We start from the raw sequence: 17,208 nt of genomic DNA, 5'->3' as shown, positions 1-17,208 counted from the left end.
CAGGGCTAGCAAACTGCACACTTATCTCATTATTTCAAGGCTGGTGAAAAGGAACGGTCTTGACTACCTTGCCTGCAGAAGGCAGAATACGCGCTCTGTCGTTCAGATACATGGCGAATTAGCTCAGTGGTTAGAGCAGCGGAATCATAATCCGTTGGTCCGGGGTTCAAATCCCTGATTCGCCACCACTCACCATCTATTCAGCTCGCACTGCAATATAACCCGTACGGCCAGTCTATCATGGCCCTGTGGCCAGCCATATTTCAGCTTGGCTCGCCATCAAAGCTCGAACATGACATTTCAGTCAAGCGCTTCAGCATCAAAAGGATCGCAAGCAGCCAGATCCGATTCACTATGTGCAGGTAGTTCCGAAGCCAGATTACGTAATGCGGTACGCAATCCTTCTTCCAGCACCGGATGATAAAATGGCAATCGCAATAAATCCCATACACTCAAGGACTGATCGATTGCCAGTGCCAGCAAATGCGCAAAATGTTCTCCAGCCGGCACACACATTTCTGCACCCAGTAGCCGGCCACTGTTTGCAGCAGCATACACACGCAGCACACCACGATTAGACTGGGCCGAACGTGCCCGCCCCTGACGGCTGAAATCCACTTCACCCGTCCGGATATCTTCATGTTCAAGCGATCGAAAAGATTTTCCAACCACGGCGATATTAGGATCAGAAAATACAATAGCCAAGGATACACGTCGTTTGAAACGAACCAATTTTTCTCTGGTTGCATTCAAACCGGCAATATGTCCATCATCCGCAGCTTCATGCAATAAAGGAGCACGTTGATTGACATCACCCGCCAGGAATACCGGCAGATCAGCAATCTGCAAAGTGTCAGGATTTATGGGTGGCAAACCTCTTTCGTCAAGCGGCACACCCAATGCTTCCAGATTGATACCATCGATGTTTGGCCGCCTCCCCAAAGCAGCCAGTACACTGTCGACCTCGATCCTGATGTCACCCGAATGGACTTTAATCACGTCACTATCGGTATCTACAGTAATATCCGCTCTGGTTCCAAGGTATAAAGGAAATTCTTCAGATAACAGTGTCACTGCTGTCTGATTGATGAGAGGATCAGTAATACCGCCGATCATTCTACCGGAGCCAAAGCCGCTAACACGCACACCCAGCCTGGATAGCGCCTGCGCCATTTCCAGACCTACCGGCCCCATACCGATAACAGCGATGCGTTCTGGTAAAGTATCCAGTTCAAACAGCGTATCTGTCGTAAGCAAACGTTTACCAAGACTCTGCCAGGGCTCCGGTATAACGGGCCGGGAACCGGTTGCAATGATGATTTTACGAGTATGAAATTTTTCACCATTAACCATTACCTGATGTGGAGAAAGAATATGAGCACGGCCTGATATCGCCTGCTCACCCAATTCCCTGGTTGCTCCAAGTGTACTGGTGACAAAATCGTCCCGTAGTCTGCGCACACGCTGCAGAACCCGTTTATGATCCACTCCCAACTGATCTGCACCCGTAATGCCGAATTCATTGAAACTGATTCGCCGATGAAAAGCATTAGCGGCTTCGATCAACAATTTGGAAGGCATGCAACCCACCCGGGCACAGGTAGTTCCCCATGGACCTTCATTGATCAATATGAAGTTATCAGTGCGTTTTCTTACTTCGCGCAGAGCAGATAAACCAGCACTGCCTGCACCAATAATTACCACATCAAATTTATGCATAGCGCTACGACCCAGATAATTTATTTAGTATATAAAAAGTGTATTGTGATTTCTGTATTCAAACCCTTTCTGTTATTTTTCACTCTCAACCCCCAACAAAGTTACGGTCCGAATGATGCTTACCTTTCTTGATATTGAGATTTGCCGGTATAATTCCTACCTATTTTTCTACCCGGTCTCTTTTCCCACTGGGAAATATATCAAATACTCAAGGAGCAGGATTTGGTGTCTTCACCCATTCGTATTGCCGTCACCGGCGCAGCAGGACAAATCAGCTACAGCCTATTATTCAGAATTGCCGCCGGAGAAATGCTGGGTGGCAGTCAACCCGTAATTCTTCAGCTCCTCGATATCCCGGAATCGGGAAAGGTACTAAATGGCGTTCTCATGGAGCTTCAGGATTGTGCTTTTCCATTATTGACGGACGTTATCGTAACGCATGATCCGATGATAGCATTTGATCAGGCTGATATCGCAATACTGGTTGGAGCACGCCCACGCAGTAAGGGTATGGAGCGCAAGGATTTACTGCAAGCTAATGGCGAAATTTTCAGAGAACAAGGCAGAGCTCTGAACCAGGTAGTAAAACGGGATGCAAAAATTCTGGTAGTAGGAAATCCTGCTAATACCAATACTCTCATTACCATGAAGAATGCACCAGATCTGCCGCCAGAGAATTTTTCTGGAATGCTCAGGCTTGATCACAATCGAGCGCTATCGCAAGTTGCCATGAAGCTGAACCAGCCAGTCAGCCACATTAGAAAAATAATCGTGTGGGGTAATCATTCTTCTACACAGTTTCCTGATTTATTTCATGCAGAGATCGATCATCTGAAAGTGATCGATCTCATCAAAGATCAAGCCTGGGTTGAAAACAGTTTCATTCCTACTATCCAAAACCGGGGTGCTGTGGTAATCGAGGCTCGCGGCCTGTCCAGCGCAGCCAGCGCAGCAAACGCCGTTATTGATCATATGCGTGACTGGATTCTTGGAACCAGAAACGATGATTGGACTACAATGGGCATTTTGTCTGATGGCAGCTATAAAATACCCGAAGGCGTAATTTATGGATTCCCAGTAGTTTGTAAAGATAGTAGAAGGGAGATTGTGCAAGGGCTTGAAATCAGCCCATTCTCTCGTACCAGGTTGGATACTGCTTATAACGAATTGACCCGGGAACTGGATTCAATCAGGCATCTGTTACCCTGAAACGACAAAGCTCGCTTCCGCTGACAACGAATATCAGGCTGTAACTGATTTGATAAACGCCAGAACTTCCTCGGCATGTCCTGGAACCTTGACACCTCGCCATGCCCTGTACACTTTGCCATCCCGATCCAATATAAAGGTACTGCGCTCTATTCCACGTACCTGTTTACCATACATATTTTTCATCTTCATCACACCAAACTGCTTACATACTGCCTCATCACTGTCACTCAATAAATCATAAGGTAAATCGTACTTTTCTCTGAATTTATCGTGGGATTTCAGATTATCGCGAGAAATACCAACAATTTCACACCCGTTCTTTACAAATTCCGGATACAGATCCCTGAATTGCTGACTTTCGCTGGTACAGCCAGGAGTATCGTCTTTAGGGTAAAAGAAAATAATCAGGTATTTGCTCTTTACGTCTGACAGACGAAATTGCTTATTACCTGTGGAAGGCAGCTCAAAATCCGGAATCAGATCATCAGACATAAAGAATACAGGTTCTATCAGTGGTTAAAATTTACGGAACGACGTGATCAATCGTAATGGAAACATCTCCATCACCAATTTTTACAGGGGCACTATGGCCTTCCAGATCCCCACTGGCAGGAATGGCCTGCCCGGTTTTACTGATCCTCGCTCCTACGACTACTTCCGGAAAACTGGAAAGTTTCATCGCAGGAGTCATGGCCATGTTGTCATCAAGCTTAAATGAAACAGGAATATCTCTGGCATTCAGTCTCAAGATTGCCAGGGGCATTTTGGGTCCCTGACTGGCTCTTGCAAAAACGAAGAGCGTATCACTCGGAGAAATTTTGTCAGCCAGAGAGGGATCCAGCGTTACCGAACCCGAGATACTTGGCACACCGGCAGAAGTTTCCTGCTTTTCTACAGAGGGTGATTTCTCTGTAACATCAGTCCCCACATTTGAATTCTCGGTGAGTTGTATAGGAGCGGACTCACCCTTACCCCTCATCGCCAGAGATTTAGCCTGTTCGATACTGTCACTCACTGACTTGTAAAGTTTCGAATCAGCAGGTATGGCACCTAACAGGCGTTCCCAGTAGATAATTGCCTGATCAAACTTATCCTGTTCAAATTCGAGAGTACCGGCCAGAGCCAGTGCCTTGGGAAAATTAGGATCGATAGCAAGTGCTCTGGTAATCATCTCAGCAGGTTTACCCAATAAACTGCCATTATTAATCATGGCCAGCATATCTGCATAGTCACTCAGAAACTGGGGATTATCCGGAACCATTTGAACCAGCTTGGCATAGGTTGCACTGGCATCATCAAAGCGCTCCATGATTGCATAAGAACGTCCGAGCATTACCCAACCCTCTATATCCTCCGGATTTTCTTTGAGACGTGCTGCAAGACTCTCAACCATTGAATTGATATCGATATGCCCTTCCTCTCCTCCTGCCTCATTCTGAGCGAACTGGGTAGCGTTAGCCAGTTGTGATTGAGGCAGCAGCCCTCGTGTATCCCCAATAACCAGATAGAGATAGATAGCTGCAAGCGGAATTATCAGGGTAACGATGACACCCGCAACGACACCATAGCGCCCAGTTGAGACAAAAGAGGTAGCAACAGGGTCACCATTTTCAGATAAATCCAGCAACATTCGTTTCTGCAGCTCCTGTTTACTGGAATCATACTGTTCTCTGGAAAGGGTATCATCACGTAAATCCCGATCCAGTTCTGCAAGCTGGTCACGGTAAATAGTAATATTCGCAGCTTGACGTTCAATCTGTTCCCGGGATTGGTTTCTTTTGCCTCTTAGTAATACCGGAATCACGAACAATAATGCTACTACGATAAATATACCGGCCACCACCCAGAATGCGGTCATATACTTTAATCCTTGTTTATTTCTTTGATAAGGGATTCGGCTCGAAGACGCTGACTTTCAGTTAACGGCGAGTCCTTTTCATTTATCTGAATACGACGACGACGCAAATAAAAAATGAGAGCAGCACCACCGCCTAGAAATAAGGTGAATGGACCAAACCATAATAGCCAGGTTGTTGATTTAAAGGGAGGATTGAAAAGTATAAAATCGCCATAACGGGCAACCAGAAATTCTACGATTTCCTCATCACTTTTATTCATTCGCATCTGTTCCCGGATTTCACGCCTCATGTCATTGGCAAAATCTGCACGAGATGCGGCCAGTGACTCATTCTGACATACGAGACAACGAAGATTTTCTGCCAGATCCACCAAGCGCTTCTCAAGCTCAAGATCTTCTGCAACAGGCACTGCTTCAGTTGCTGCATAGCCCTGCAAAGACATAAAAGACAGAATCAATACCATCAGATAATGCTTCAGCGAACTAATCTGTGTATGTATCAATCGTTTCATCATGACCAGCTCAACCTTTCAGTTCCTGGATTAAAGGAAGAATTTTGTTTTTCAGCGATTCGACTGTTACCGGGCCAATGTGCTTGTACCTGATAATTCCCTGTTTATCAATTACGTAAGTCTCCGGTACACCGTAAACACCATAATCGATACCAACCTTACCATCTGCATCAACGATACTCATTTCATAAGGGTTACCAAATTGTTTGAGCCATTGCATGGCGGTATCGCGCTGATCCTTGTAATTCAGACCATAAATAGGAACGATACCTAGTTTTGAGAGCTCAACCAATATAGGATGCTCATCACGACAGGCAACACACCAGGACGCCCAAACATTCAGCATCCATACTTTTCCAAGATTTTCTTCGGAAGAGAGAGTCTTACTGGTATCGTAGAGCTGCTGCAGGCGGAAAGCAGGTGCGGGTTTATCTACTAGCGGAGAGGGAACCTGACGCGGATTCAAAGTCAGGCCAACCCCTAAAAATATCACCAGTATTACAAATGCCACGAGAGGTAGCAGAAAGCGCATCATACCTTACCACCTTCCTCTGAAAGGGCAACTGAATTAGTAACTATATTTCCGGTTGGTATATCTGCAGCTTCCGGTACTCTTGATTCTGAATCTGCCCTCTTCCTCGATTTCTTGCTGATTGTGAGACGGTAACGTCGATCGCTGGCAGCCAGAGCTCCTCCTAAAGCCATCAACATACACCCCAGCCATATCCAATTAACGAAGGGCTTGTGGTAAACACGAACTATCCAAGCGCCGTTCTCTAACGGCTCACCCAGTGCCACATACAAATCACGCAACAATCCCATGTCAACCGCTGCCTCAGTCATAGGCATACCTGACGCGGTATAGGTTCTTTTCTCGGGCTGCAACTCACTTATCTTTTTACCTTCCCTGAATACCTCGACCTGTCCCTGGGATGCATTGTAATTAGGACCAGTAACTGGTTTGGTTCCATTGAATTGAAAAGTATATTCCTTGAGTGTCACGGTACTGCCGATTTCCATACGTACATCTTTCTCGGTTTCATAACCATTGACCAACGTCACCCCGATGACAAATACTGCAATACCCAGATGCGCACAGTGCATACCGTAATACCCTCTTGGCTGTTTCGCCAGTTTGGCGAACAACCCACCCTCACCACTGTTCCGGAGTCGGTGTTTAATACTGACAAGTACACTGGCTACGACCCAGAAAGCCAGAAGTAAGCCAAAGCTCACCATAGGTTTCCACTCACCCATGATGAACGGCATAATCCCTGCCGCTACCAGACTCAAAATGAATGCCCATCTCATCAGTACCGCTAGAGCTGGCAGGCTGGCTTTTTTCCAGCGGGCAATCGGCCCTAATCCAATCAGAAAGATTGCCGGGGCCATCAAAGGCACAAAAACGGCCTCAAAATAAGGAGGGCCTACAGAAATTTTCCCCAGATCCAATGCATCGATCAGGAGAGGATAAAGTGTGCCCAACAATACACTGCCCGCAGCTACCAGCAGCAATACATTATTGGCAAGCAGAGTAGTTTCACGTGAAATGATTTCAAAATTGCCACCAAGGCCTACTTTCGATGCCCGCCATGCGAACAGTACCAATGAACACCCCACGACCAGCGAAAGATAGATCAAGATAAATATCCCGCGTGCCGGATCTGTTGCAAAAGCATGTACGGAAGTCAGAACCCCGGAACGAACCAGGAAAGTCCCTAATAAACTCAGTGAGAAAGCAGTAATTGCAAGTAATACAGTCCAGCTCTTGAAACTACCACGTTTTTCGGTGACGGCCAGTGAATGTATCAGTGCAGTACCCACCAGCCAAGGCATAAATGATGCATTTTCAACCGGATCCCAGAACCACCAGCCGCCCCATCCCAGCTCATAATATGCCCACCAGCTGCCGCCCATAATGCCAATAGTCAGGAAAATCCAGGCAACAATGGTCCATGGACGTGACCATCTCGCCCAAGCGGCATCTAACTGGCCGTTAAGTAGTGCTGCAATTGCAAATGCAAACGCCACTGAAAAGCCTACATATCCCATATACAACATGGGCGGATGCATAACCATTCCCGGATCCTGCAGTAGTGGATTGAGATCATTCCCTTCGATCGCTGCTGGCAACAACCTGTCAAAAGGGTTGGAGGTAAACAAAAGAAATAGCAGAAAACCGGCACTGACCAGCCCCAGCACACCCAGAACACGAGCTACCATATCGTCCGGCAACTGGCGACTGAAAACACTTACAGCCACAGACCAGCCAGCAAGCATGGTCACCCATAGCAATAATGAACCCTCATGAGATCCCCATGTTGCAGCAAAACGGAAATGTACAGGAAGATCAGAATTCGAGTTGGATGCCACGTTCAATACAGAGAAATCATTATTTACGAACGAGTAGGCAAGGCACCCGAAAGCAATAGCGATAAACACAAACTGCCCCTGTGTGACCGGGCGTGCCAAAGCGATCCATGAAGGTATACCACGTGTCGCACCAATGATGGGCAGTGTTCCCTGGATCAGGGCCAGCAGCATTGCAAGGATGAGGGCAAAGTTACCAAGTTCCGGAATCATGGTTTGAAGTTATCCCTTGTTAAATTACAAAATAAACGAACTTACTGCACAAGTGAGGTCTTCTGTGCTTTGGCTGCTTGCTCCAGTGCACTGGCAGCTTCAGGCGGCATGTAATTTTCATCGTGTTTGGCAAGCACTTCATCAGCATAGAAAATACCGTCATCTGCCATTTTTCCTTGTGCCACGACACCTTTCCCTTCTTTAAACAGGTCGGGAAGAATCCCTGTATAAACCACTCGAATGACTTCAGCAGTGTCGGTTATGGCAAAATTCAGAGTGGTACCATCTCCCTCCCTCTTGAGTGAGCCTTCTTCCACCAGACCGCCTATCCTGAAACTCTTTCCGATAGGGGCTTCTTTCGCAGCCACCTGACTGGGACTGAAGAAAAAAACCAGATTACTCTGAAATGCGTTCAGTACCAACACGACTGCAACTGTCAAAGCACTGACGCTCAATGCAATAACAGCCATTTTTTTATGACGTGGCTTCATTTCTCTCCTCGCAGAATTGATCCCTTTCTCAGACCGAGATGCTTGTATAAAGTTCGCCTGCGAATACGGATCCAGACAACCTCACCGATTACGCACAGTATCGCAACAAGATAAGATCCCCATACATAAAGGCCATACCCTCCCATGGCAAAAAAATCTGATACGCTCTCCCACTTCATTCCAACACTCCTTCTTTCAATTCCGACACCCACGCCGTGTGACGTTCACGCTCCAGAATGATGAGACGGGCCCGAATCAGAATCATTACGATCGAGTACATCCATGCCGCCAACACCATGATCAACATACCTGACAGCATGGCGGTTGCCATTTTGGGTGATTGAATCAGGCTGACCGAAGCACCCTGATGCAGCGTATTCCACCACTGAACCGAAAAATAAATAATCGGAACATTAACCACACCGACCAATGCAATGACAGCCCCAGCTTTGTCTGCACGCCTTGGATCATCGATTGCCGCCTGTAATGACATAAAACCAATATACAAAAAAAACAAGATCAATTCGGAAGTCAAGCGGGCATCCCAGACCCACCATGTTCCCCACATCGGTTTACCCCACCATGCTCCCGTCCATAAAGCAAGAAAAGCAAACATGGCACCAGTCGGTGCTATAGCACTTGCCATCATGGATGAAAGCCGGGTATTGAACGCCAGTCCTATCCCGGCCCAGAATGCCATGACTACATACAAAAACATCGACATCCAGGCAGCTGGAACATGGATAAAAATAATCCGGTAGGCCTCACCCTGCTGAAAATCAGTCGGGGCAGAAAAAAAAGCAATGTACAGACCTACGATCAGAAAGAGGGTTGCCGCAATGGAAAAATAGGGAATCATCCTTCCCGCTAGAAAATAAAAACTCGCGGGAGAAGCATATTTAAACCAATTGATTGTCATATCCTGAATATTCTCTCTGAATTAATCCGGCAAACGAAATTACGTGTTTACCTCACCAAATACTTCATCACCCGTTGCTTGCGATTATGACTGCTGAGATCAGCCCATGGAAATCCGGAGAGATGCAGCAGTCGCCCAGGGTGAAAAAACGATGGAAACCAGCAAAAATGCACCCAGTATCGAAAAATGTGCTCCGAACCCCATCCCGGCAGTACTTGCCTCAACTGCGCCCGTTCCAAAAATCAACACGGGAATATAGAGCGGCAGAACCAGTATCGATACCAGCACCCCCCCTCCCCTCAGCCCCAATGTCAGCGCAGCACCGATTGCGCCAATCAGACTCAGCACAGGCGTTCCCAACAGCAGCGAGAGCGTCAGCACAATCAATGCTTCTACCGGCAAATCGTACTGGATCCCCAATACCGGCGCCATCAACACCAACGGAACCCCGGTCACCAGCCAGTGTGATATCGCTTTACCCATAACCAGCGCAGACAGAGAAGCCGGAGAAAGCAGCATCTGCTCCAAGGTGCCATCCGCATAATCACTGGAAAACATACGATCCAGTGACAACATCGAAGCCAGCAAAGCAGCCACCCATACCACACCTGAGGCCATTATCCGCAGCGTATTAACCTCAGGCCCCACCCCCAGCGGGAACAGGCTGACAACGATGACAAAAAAGAACAGAGTCGTCAGTACGTCGGAACGTCGACGCATTGCCAGCAACAAATCCCGCTTGATTATCCACCAGATCATATCTGGGTCAGGACAAGACCAGATGATGGATCGTCACTGTACTCATAACGATCTCCTGATGGGTAGTCATGATAACCATACCTCCTTCTGCCAGATTATGCTCCAGTATGCCTTTGATCAGTTCTACCGCTGCAACATCCAAAGCAGTCAGGGGTTCATCCAGGATCCACAGCTTGGTTCGGGCTACCAGCAAGCGAGCCAAAGCCACTCTCCTCCGTTGTCCCTGAGATAACACTCTGGCGGGCAGCATTTCACGTCCAGCCAGCCCGATCTGCCCCAATGCATCTGCCGCCTGATCCTCATCGATCTCGCAACCGGCCAGTGCACAAGATATCCGCAGATTCTCGATAGCTGTCAGATCATCCTTGATGCCTCCCAGATGTCCCAAGTAAGTCATCACGTCGCGATAATCCCCCCCCAGCTCCCGGATATCAGTTCCATTCCAGTAAATTTCACCATCATCAGGCAAAGATAATCCGCACAACAATCTGAGCAGACTGGTTTTGCCGCTGCCGTTGGGGCCACCCACAAACATCAACTCACCGGGATTCACGGAAAAAGAGAGATTACTGAAAAGTCTGTGCTCTCCCCGTATACACTCCAGGTTCCTGGCTGTCAGCATCTCGATCGGTGATTGGGCTGCGGTCATAAAAGTGGGAGATTATAGCGTATTGCTGTCCGCCTGGTATCGTCGCTGCTCATCAGACAATAGAAATCACATCGGGATTTACTGTAAATCCACCGGACCGGCTACCACACTCGTAACAGCTTCATGTAATGAAATCATTCTTCTAGGCACAATGATTTCAGGATCGATCCGTTCACCGAGGCCAAGAAAAACATTGCGATCATCGTATAACTTCAATTGCGTGGTGTCCGGCAATCCATATCGACACAAATTTTTCCTGATTCTCTGCCCTTGTCGCAAACGCAACGCCTCATGATCATCAAGTACCATGGAAGGAATATCGTTTAAAAGACTGTCGATCGGGTATAAAAATCTCTGACGATTGGTGGATGTCTCGGATTCGAGCTGATCCAGATCACAGGCCTGAGATAAATCAAAATGACCGACACTGATACGGGAAAGCGCTGTGAGATAGGCACCGCCATAGCCAAGCGCCTTCCCGATATCCTCAGCCAGTGTTCGGACATATGTACCTGAACTGCATCGCACCGTAATTGTCATCTCAAAACCTGACAAAGTACCAAGTGACACAGCATGAATTACGATTTCCCGCGCTTTGCGCTCAACCGTAATCCCCTCGCGAGCATACCGGTAAAGTGGTTTACCATGTTGTTTCAGTGCGCTGAACATAGGTGGAATCTGACTGGATCGACCGAGAAATGTTTGCAGAATCCTGGTCACTTGCCCGAAATCAGGCGGATTTACATCAGAATCAACCACCTGTCTGATTTCACCTTCGGCATCTCCCGTGGTGCTGATATAGCCAAGTCTGAGGGATGCCACATAAGTTTTATCTACACCTAATAAAGTAGAAGAAAATTTAGTAGCCTCACCAAGGCAGACTGGCAGCAACCCCTGTGCCATCGGATCCAATGTCCCGGTATGCCCTGCCTTGGCAGCCGACAATAAACGCTTACTGATCTGAAGTGCTCGATTAGATGAAACACCAGAAGGTTTGTTGAGCAACAAAACTCCGCTGATACTGGCAGATTGGAACAGGGGGAAACCTTACTGTAAGTTAAATCAGAAGATCGAAGCGGCGGGATTCAAGATCAACCTTCAAGGTCAAACTTTACCTACAGCCTCATCGATCAGCCGAGAAAGTTTCATACCGCGTTCGACTGATTCATCGTAAACGAATTGCAGCTGCGGAATGACTCTCAGTCTGATTTTGTCAGCCAGTTGGCTGCGCAGAAAACCAGCCGCGTGCTTCAATCCTTCTTCAGTAAGCTGGATATTTCCATCCCCGCCTAAAGTAGTGTAGAAAACTTTGGCATAGGCATAATCACGCGTTACTTCCACCCCGGTCAGTGTCACCATTCCGACTCTTGGATCCATAATCTCATTCTGGATCAGCAAAGCCAACTCACGCTGAATCTGGTCAGCCACTCGTACAGTACGCGAAAAATCCCTGGACATGATCACCTCCTCTTCAATCCGGAGAACCGCTCCTTTCACAAAATGCCCCGTCACAGCACACGAGCAGTTTCAACAATCTCATACACCTCGATCTGATCACCTTGCTGAATATCATTAAAGTTCTTCAATGAAAGTCCGCATTCGAAACCGGATTTCACCTCCCGAACATCCTCTTTGAATCTTTTCAGAGAATCCAGACTACCACTATGGATGACTACACCATCATGCAATACTCTTACCAACGCATCACGTTTGATCAATCCTTCGAGCACATAACAACCGGCCACAACTCCGACCTTGGATATCCGGTAAATTTCACGAATATCGACCATACCCAGGATTTTTTCCTTGCGCTCCGGCATCATCATTCCTGACAATGCTTTTTTGACTTCATCAACCGCTTCGTAAATGATGTTGTAGTAGCGTACATCCACCCCGGTTGAAGCGATCAGTTTGCGTGCTCCCAGATCAGCACGACAGTTGAACCCGATGACAACAGCCTTGGATGCCAGAGCCAGATTGATATCGGATTCGATGATCGCTCCCACTCCACTATGCACGATATCGATTTTTACTTCATCGGTTTCCAGCTTCTTCAATGCATAGATCAGCGCTTCGCAAGATCCCTGTACATCCGCCTTGATGATCAGGTTAAGTGTACTGATGTCCTCATGCTGACCGAATACATCCTCCATTTTTGCCACCTGAAGCTTGTCCAGTCGCACATCACGGAATTTACCCTGGCGAAAAAGAGCAATCTCGCGAGCCTTGCGCTCATCATCCAGTGCGATAAATACTTCTCCTGCAACCGCAACTTCTGACAATCCCTGTATCTCGACGGGAATCGAAGTGCTCGCTTCACTAATAGATTTACCCCGCTCGTTCAGCATGGCCCTGATTTTTCCAAACACGGCTCCGGTCAGAACCGCATCACCCCGTCTCAAAGTACCAGATTGAACCAGAATCGTTGCAACCGGGCCACGTCCCTTATCCAGCCGAGACTCGATCACCACACCCTTAGCTGGCGCCTCTCTGACAGCTTTGAGTTCCAGTACTTCAGCCTGCAATAACACTGCTTCCAGCAATTCATCGATTCCCAGACCGGTTTTTGCTGAAACACCAATGAACATGGCATCACCTCCCCAATCCTCGGGAACAACACCATGATTAACCAGTTCCTGCTTGATACGATCAAAATTGGCTTCCGGCTTATCCATTTTATTGACCGCCACAACAATAGGAATATTCGCTGCTTTAGCATGATGAATAGCTTCAATCGTCTGGGGCATCACACCATCATCCGCAGCCACAACCAGTATGACCACATCGGTAATCTTGGCACCGCGAGCGCGCATCGCTGTAAATGCTTCATGTCCTGGCGTATCAAGAAATGTAATCATCCCGCGTGAAGTTTCGACATGATAGGCACCAATATGTTGGGTAATACCACCGGCCTCACCTCCTGCAACACGAGTTCTGCGAATATAGTCAAGCAACGAGGTCTTGCCATGATCAACGTGCCCCATTACAGTAACCACAGGAGCACGCGGCTCCATCCGGCCTTCATCGACAGATACATCGACCTCCTCCAGGAAAGATTCAGGATTATCCGGCGCAGCAACCTTGGCAATATGGCCCATTTCCTCCACGACGATTAGGGCAGTTTCCTGATCGAGCATCTGATTGATCGTCACCATACTACCCATTTTCATCAATACCTTGATAACCTCTGCTGCCTTGACTGCCATTTTCTGCGCCAAAGCCCCTACTGAAATAGTTTCTGGAATCAAAACTTCATGGACAACCGGTTCAGTAGGTACCGAAAAGGCGTGTTGGGATTGCAACTCATCTGATTTGTATTTACCGTGCTTATCCTTGCGCATGCGCCATCCCTGCCCCCCAGACAGATCACCACGCGCTTTGGGTTCACGACGCTTGGCCGGTTCATCTTTCCAGGCATCCTGTTGTTTGGTTGGCTTCTTTTTCTTTTCACCCTTCCCTTCTTCCGGCTTGACAACCGGCTTTTGGGAAGTAGGCTCCTTGGTTGCTGGAGCAGTTAGAGGAGCATTACCAGTCGCAGGTGATTTAGATACAATTTCAGCCGCTGACCCTGATGTGGCAGCTGGTGTCGGTCCAGATTCCTGCTCAGCCAAGGTTGATTCTTTTTTCATACCCGTCTGAACGGCTACCTGCTGCTTCCTTTTTTCCTGCTTTTCTTTCAGCTCAGCAGCCTGACGAGCAATCAATTCTGATCTTTTCCGGGCTTCTTCAGCGCGCAAAGCCATCTGCTCAGCATCAACAACCGACTTTACAACCATCGTTTCCGGCGTTTCAACTATTTTCAAAGGGGCGAGTTCTTCACTCACACTTTTTTCGACCACTTCAGGTTCATCTTGTCTGGTCAGCACCCGTTTTTTCCTGACTTTGACCTCGATGGTCCTGGGCCTGCCTGTACTATCTGACTGTTTTATCTCTGTTGTTTGTTTACGCGCCAGAGTAACCCTGGTTCTTGGCCCACTGCTTCCATGCGATTTACGAAGATAATCTAGAAGCCGGGTCTTATCCTGCTCCGTGACGAAATCTGCTGCGGAACGTTTATCCACCCCCGCAGCCTGAAGCTGTTCCAGCAACAAGCCGGGTAACATACCCAGATCATGCGCAAATTGCTCTACAGTCATTTGAGTCATCAGCAACCTTTACTTCAAATCCAACAAAAATCTGAAAACACAGTAAACATTCTTTTCCCCCGTCTGCATCCTGTTGGGGAGCATTCGGTCTTGCACTGGGAATTATGCAAACCAGGGTTCACGTGCCTTAATGATAATTTTACTTGCACGTTCAAAGTCTATACCTGTCAATTCGACCAGATCATCTGCCGCCAGATCGGCAAGTGCTTCCTGAGTACTGATCCCTTTTGCCGCCAGTTCACGCACCAACTCAATATCCATTCCTTCCAGGGTAAGAAGCGCTTCGGAGGCATGACCAATTTTTTCTTCTGTCGCAATGGCATCCGTCAACAGGGCGTTACGGGCACGGTTACGTAACTCCTCAATTGTCTCACGATCAAACTCCTGTATTTCCAACATTTCTTCAATCGGGATATAGGCAACCTCTTCCAGAGTAGAGAAACCTTCTTCCACCAAGATACGCCCGACGTCTTCATCAACATCAAGTTTCTCCATGAACAATTCACAAATGGAAGCGGCCTCTTCTTCAGTTTTTTCCTGAGATTCTTCCTCAGTCATAATATTGAGCTGCCAGCCAGTTAACTCCGACGCCAGCCGGACGTTCTGTCCACCCCGTCCGATGGCTTGAGCCAGATTCTCCTCATCCACCACGATATCCATACAATGCTTCTCTTCATCCACCACGATACTGCTGATCACAGCGGGTGCCAAAGCATTTACGACAAACGTGGCCTGATCATCTGACCATTGAATGATATCCACTCGCTCACCAGCAAGCTCACTGGTAACCGCCTGTACCCTTGAACCACGCATACCCACGCAGGTACCAATCGGATCCACACGACTGTCATTTGATTTGACCGCTATTTTTGCTCTGGAGCCAGGGTCTCTCGCTGCCGCTTTAATTTCCAGAATCCCTTCTTCTATCTCGGGAACTTCAAGTTCGAACAGCTTGACCAGAAATGCCGATGAAGTCCTGGACAATACCAGTTGAGGCCCTCTCACCGATCGATCGATTCTCAAAAGATAGGCACGGACACGATCACCCATACGCAAATTTTCATGTGAAATCATCTGATCACGCGGCAGAACTGCCTCGATCTTACCAAACTCGATAATTGCATTTCCACGATCCATACGCTTGATCACGCCGTAAACCAGATATTCCCCGCGATCAAGAAAATCACTCAGATTCTGCTCACGCTCAGCATCACGTATTTTCTGGAAAATAACCTGTTTGGCAGCTTGCGCACCAATCCGGTCAAAAGTGACATCTTCCATCGGCTCCTCTATATATTCCCCCGGAACAGCTTGTGGATCGCGCTCTACAGCCTCACTCAACGTGATTTGTCGCTCAGGATGCTCCACCGGCTCATCCGTAATGACCAGCCATCTGCGAAAACAATGAAATCCACCGGTATCACGATCAATCGAGACCCGCACATCAATATCATCCCGGGTATGTTTCTTGGCGGCAGAAGCCAGCGCCATTTCGAGTGCGGTAAAAACAATGTTTTTATCTACATTCTTCTCATGCGCCAAAGCATTGACCAACAGTAAAATCTCGCGGCTCATATTCCTCCAGCCCTATTTTTCAACCTCAAACCCATCGTCAGATCTACCAGAATCACAATTTTGGAATCAGCCGAGCCTTTTCCAGATTTCTCAATTCAATCAGCAACAACCTTCCATCGACATTCAATGTCAGGACATCATCATTCATTTCAGTCAATGTCCCCACAAAATTTCTTTGCCCTTGCAAGGCAATCCGCAGTCTGATCCGCGCTGATTCCCCTATATAGCGGATAAAATCAGCCTTTTTCTTCAATGGTCTGTCCAGACCCGGCGAAGAAACCTCGAGCCGGTTATAATCGATATTCTCGACCGCCAGCAATTGGCTCAAATGATTACTGATGACAACACAGTCGTCGAGTGTTATCGATCCCCCTTGCTTATCCACAAATATCCGCAATAACCTCCCGGGAGCAGACTGCTCGATATCGACCAGCTCATATCCCATGCCCGCAATCGTTGGTTCGAGCAGCTCAAACAATGACATAGTCTCACCACAAATAAAAAATGGGCTAACCAGCCCACCTTCAAAACCATGCTTATCATTATAGCAAGTATTACAGCCCATAAAAACAGAAATTTATATTACCCCAATGTTTCCAATAGGTTATCAGAATTTTCTCTTAAAAATCCAATTGTGTACGATTTATCCCACCAACATAAACAGAGGCACCAGCCCCTTACGCAACAGATAAAGTCATTTATTTTTAAAATTTCAGACAATGAAATCGAAGCGGGAATATCGCAATTCTCTGTACTGCCCCGAAATCAATCATAAACATTCTATTT

General features: G+C 47.5%; 17 protein-coding genes and 1 tRNA gene. 2 read left to right on the top strand and 16 right to left on the bottom strand.

Going from position 1 to position 17,208, the window contains the following annotated elements; genetic code table 11:
• Positions 1–112: 112 nt before the first annotated feature.
• Positions 113–188 (top strand) — tRNA-Met (locus tag ABUL11_RS05590).
• A gap of 112 nt (positions 189–300) precedes the next feature.
• Here ABUL11_RS05590 and ABUL11_RS05585 read toward each other — a convergent pair.
• Positions 301–1,719, bottom strand: coding sequence for a dihydrolipoyl dehydrogenase (locus ABUL11_RS05585; RefSeq protein ID WP_350282878.1), 1,419 nt, complete (start codon positions 1,717–1,719; stop codon positions 301–303).
• A 225-nt stretch (positions 1,720–1,944) separates the two neighbouring features.
• Here ABUL11_RS05585 and ABUL11_RS05580 point away from each other — a divergent pair, with 225 nt between their 5' ends.
• A complete protein-coding gene (locus ABUL11_RS05580) occupies positions 1,945–2,928 on the top strand; it encodes a malate dehydrogenase (protein ID WP_350282877.1) in 984 nt (327 codons plus the stop codon).
• A gap of 33 nt (positions 2,929–2,961) precedes the next feature.
• Here the strand turns inward: ABUL11_RS05580 and ABUL11_RS05575 are convergent, their stop codons facing one another.
• The 15 genes from ABUL11_RS05575 to rimP form a co-directional block, all read right to left on the bottom strand.
• Positions 2,962–3,423, bottom strand: a complete 462-nt coding sequence (locus ABUL11_RS05575) for a peroxiredoxin (RefSeq protein WP_350282876.1) — start codon at positions 3,421–3,423, stop codon at positions 2,962–2,964.
• 31 nt (positions 3,424–3,454) lie between these two features.
• Positions 3,455–4,789: a c-type cytochrome biogenesis protein CcmI gene (gene ccmI / locus ABUL11_RS05570; protein WP_350282875.1), complete on the bottom strand. Its 1,335-nt coding sequence runs from the start codon at positions 4,787–4,789 to the stop codon at positions 3,455–3,457.
• Between the two features lie 5 nt (positions 4,790–4,794).
• Complete coding sequence (locus tag ABUL11_RS05565; RefSeq protein ID WP_350282874.1) at positions 4,795–5,304, bottom strand: cytochrome c-type biogenesis protein; 510 nt, start codon at positions 5,302–5,304, stop codon at positions 4,795–4,797.
• Positions 5,305–5,311: 7 nt separating this feature from the next.
• Positions 5,312–5,836 carry a DsbE family thiol:disulfide interchange protein gene (locus ABUL11_RS05560; RefSeq protein ID WP_350282873.1) on the bottom strand — a complete coding sequence of 175 codons (525 nt, stop codon included), beginning with the start codon at positions 5,834–5,836 and terminating at the stop codon, positions 5,312–5,314.
• Positions 5,833–7,884: a heme lyase CcmF/NrfE family subunit gene (locus tag ABUL11_RS05555; RefSeq protein ID WP_350282872.1), complete on the bottom strand. Its 2,052-nt coding sequence runs from the start codon at positions 7,882–7,884 to the stop codon at positions 5,833–5,835. Before ABUL11_RS05555 ends, ABUL11_RS05560 begins: the two co-directional genes overlap by 4 nt.
• 41 nt (positions 7,885–7,925) lie before the next feature.
• Positions 7,926–8,375: a cytochrome c maturation protein CcmE gene (ccmE, locus tag ABUL11_RS05550; protein ID WP_347888952.1), complete on the bottom strand. Its 450-nt coding sequence runs from the start codon at positions 8,373–8,375 to the stop codon at positions 7,926–7,928.
• Entirely contained in the window at positions 8,372–8,521 is a 150-nt protein-coding gene (gene ccmD, locus ABUL11_RS05545) for a heme exporter protein CcmD (protein ID WP_350282880.1), read from the bottom strand. The genes ccmE and ccmD overlap by 4 nt, the downstream gene beginning before the upstream one ends.
• Before the next feature lie 29 nt (positions 8,522–8,550).
• Positions 8,551–9,294 carry a heme ABC transporter permease CcmC gene (gene ccmC, locus ABUL11_RS05540; RefSeq protein WP_350282871.1) on the bottom strand — a complete coding sequence of 248 codons (744 nt, stop codon included), beginning with the start codon at positions 9,292–9,294 and terminating at the stop codon, positions 8,551–8,553.
• Between the two features lie 99 nt (positions 9,295–9,393).
• Positions 9,394–10,053 carry a heme exporter protein CcmB gene (gene ccmB, locus ABUL11_RS05535; protein ID WP_350282870.1) on the bottom strand — a complete coding sequence of 220 codons (660 nt, stop codon included), beginning with the start codon at positions 10,051–10,053 and terminating at the stop codon, positions 9,394–9,396.
• A gap of 7 nt (positions 10,054–10,060) precedes the next feature.
• Positions 10,061–10,702, bottom strand: a complete 642-nt coding sequence (gene ccmA, locus ABUL11_RS05530) for a cytochrome c biogenesis heme-transporting ATPase CcmA (protein ID WP_350282869.1) — start codon at positions 10,700–10,702, stop codon at positions 10,061–10,063.
• 78 nt (positions 10,703–10,780) lie between these two features.
• The gene (gene truB, locus ABUL11_RS05525; RefSeq protein ID WP_350282868.1) at positions 10,781–11,707 is read right to left on the bottom strand and encodes a tRNA pseudouridine(55) synthase TruB; all 927 of its coding nucleotides are present in this window, start codon (positions 11,705–11,707) and stop codon (positions 10,781–10,783) included.
• 99 nt (positions 11,708–11,806) lie between these two features.
• Positions 11,807–12,160 (bottom strand): 30S ribosome-binding factor RbfA, encoded by a 354-nt coding sequence (gene rbfA / locus ABUL11_RS05520; protein ID WP_350282867.1) that lies wholly within the window; start codon positions 12,158–12,160, stop codon positions 11,807–11,809.
• A 50-nt stretch (positions 12,161–12,210) separates the two neighbouring features.
• Positions 12,211–14,847 (bottom strand): translation initiation factor IF-2, encoded by a 2,637-nt coding sequence (gene infB, locus ABUL11_RS05515; RefSeq protein ID WP_350282866.1) that lies wholly within the window; start codon positions 14,845–14,847, stop codon positions 12,211–12,213.
• 102 nt (positions 14,848–14,949) lie between these two features.
• The gene (nusA, locus tag ABUL11_RS05510) at positions 14,950–16,422 is read right to left on the bottom strand and encodes a transcription termination factor NusA (RefSeq protein WP_350282865.1); all 1,473 of its coding nucleotides are present in this window, start codon (positions 16,420–16,422) and stop codon (positions 14,950–14,952) included.
• Positions 16,423–16,474: 52 nt separating this feature from the next.
• Positions 16,475–16,906 (bottom strand): ribosome maturation factor RimP, encoded by a 432-nt coding sequence (rimP, locus tag ABUL11_RS05505; RefSeq protein WP_350282864.1) that lies wholly within the window; start codon positions 16,904–16,906, stop codon positions 16,475–16,477.
• Between the last annotated feature and the right edge of the window lie 302 nt (positions 16,907–17,208).

This window comes from Nitrosomonas sp. (assembly GCF_040256045.1).
Lineage (GTDB): Bacteria > Pseudomonadota > Gammaproteobacteria > Burkholderiales > Nitrosomonadaceae > Nitrosomonas.
This window is presented reverse-complemented; position numbering and strand designations above follow the sequence as displayed.

Coding starts and splice junctions, on each gene's coding strand:
- ABUL11_RS05585 (WP_350282878.1), bottom strand. CDS start 1,719: ATGCATAAATTTGATGTGGTAATTATTGGTGCAGGCAGTGCTGGTTTA.
- ABUL11_RS05575 (WP_350282876.1), bottom strand. CDS start 3,423: ATGTCTGATGATCTGATTCCGGATTTTGAGCTGCCTTCCACAGGTAAT.
- ccmI (WP_350282875.1), bottom strand. CDS start 4,789: ATGACCGCATTCTGGGTGGTGGCCGGTATATTTATCGTAGTAGCATTA.
- ABUL11_RS05565 (WP_350282874.1), bottom strand. CDS start 5,304: ATGATGAAACGATTGATACATACACAGATTAGTTCGCTGAAGCATTAT.
- ABUL11_RS05560 (WP_350282873.1), bottom strand. CDS start 5,836: ATGATGCGCTTTCTGCTACCTCTCGTGGCATTTGTAATACTGGTGATA.
- ABUL11_RS05555 (WP_350282872.1), bottom strand. CDS start 7,884: ATGATTCCGGAACTTGGTAACTTTGCCCTCATCCTTGCAATGCTGCTG.
- ccmE (WP_347888952.1), bottom strand. CDS start 8,375: ATGAAGCCACGTCATAAAAAAATGGCTGTTATTGCATTGAGCGTCAGT.
- ccmD (WP_350282880.1), bottom strand. CDS start 8,521: ATGGGAGGGTATGGCCTTTATGTATGGGGATCTTATCTTGTTGCGATA.
- ccmC (WP_350282871.1), bottom strand. CDS start 9,294: ATGACAATCAATTGGTTTAAATATGCTTCTCCCGCGAGTTTTTATTTT.
- ccmB (WP_350282870.1), bottom strand. CDS start 10,053: ATGATCTGGTGGATAATCAAGCGGGATTTGTTGCTGGCAATGCGTCGA.
- ccmA (WP_350282869.1), bottom strand. CDS start 10,702: ATGACCGCAGCCCAATCACCGATCGAGATGCTGACAGCCAGGAACCTG.
- rbfA (WP_350282867.1), bottom strand. CDS start 12,160: ATGTCCAGGGATTTTTCGCGTACTGTACGAGTGGCTGACCAGATTCAG.
- infB (WP_350282866.1), bottom strand. CDS start 14,847: ATGACTCAAATGACTGTAGAGCAATTTGCGCATGATCTGGGTATGTTA.
- nusA (WP_350282865.1), bottom strand. CDS start 16,422: ATGAGCCGCGAGATTTTACTGTTGGTCAATGCTTTGGCGCATGAGAAG.
- rimP (WP_350282864.1), bottom strand. CDS start 16,906: ATGTCATTGTTTGAGCTGCTCGAACCAACGATTGCGGGCATGGGATAT.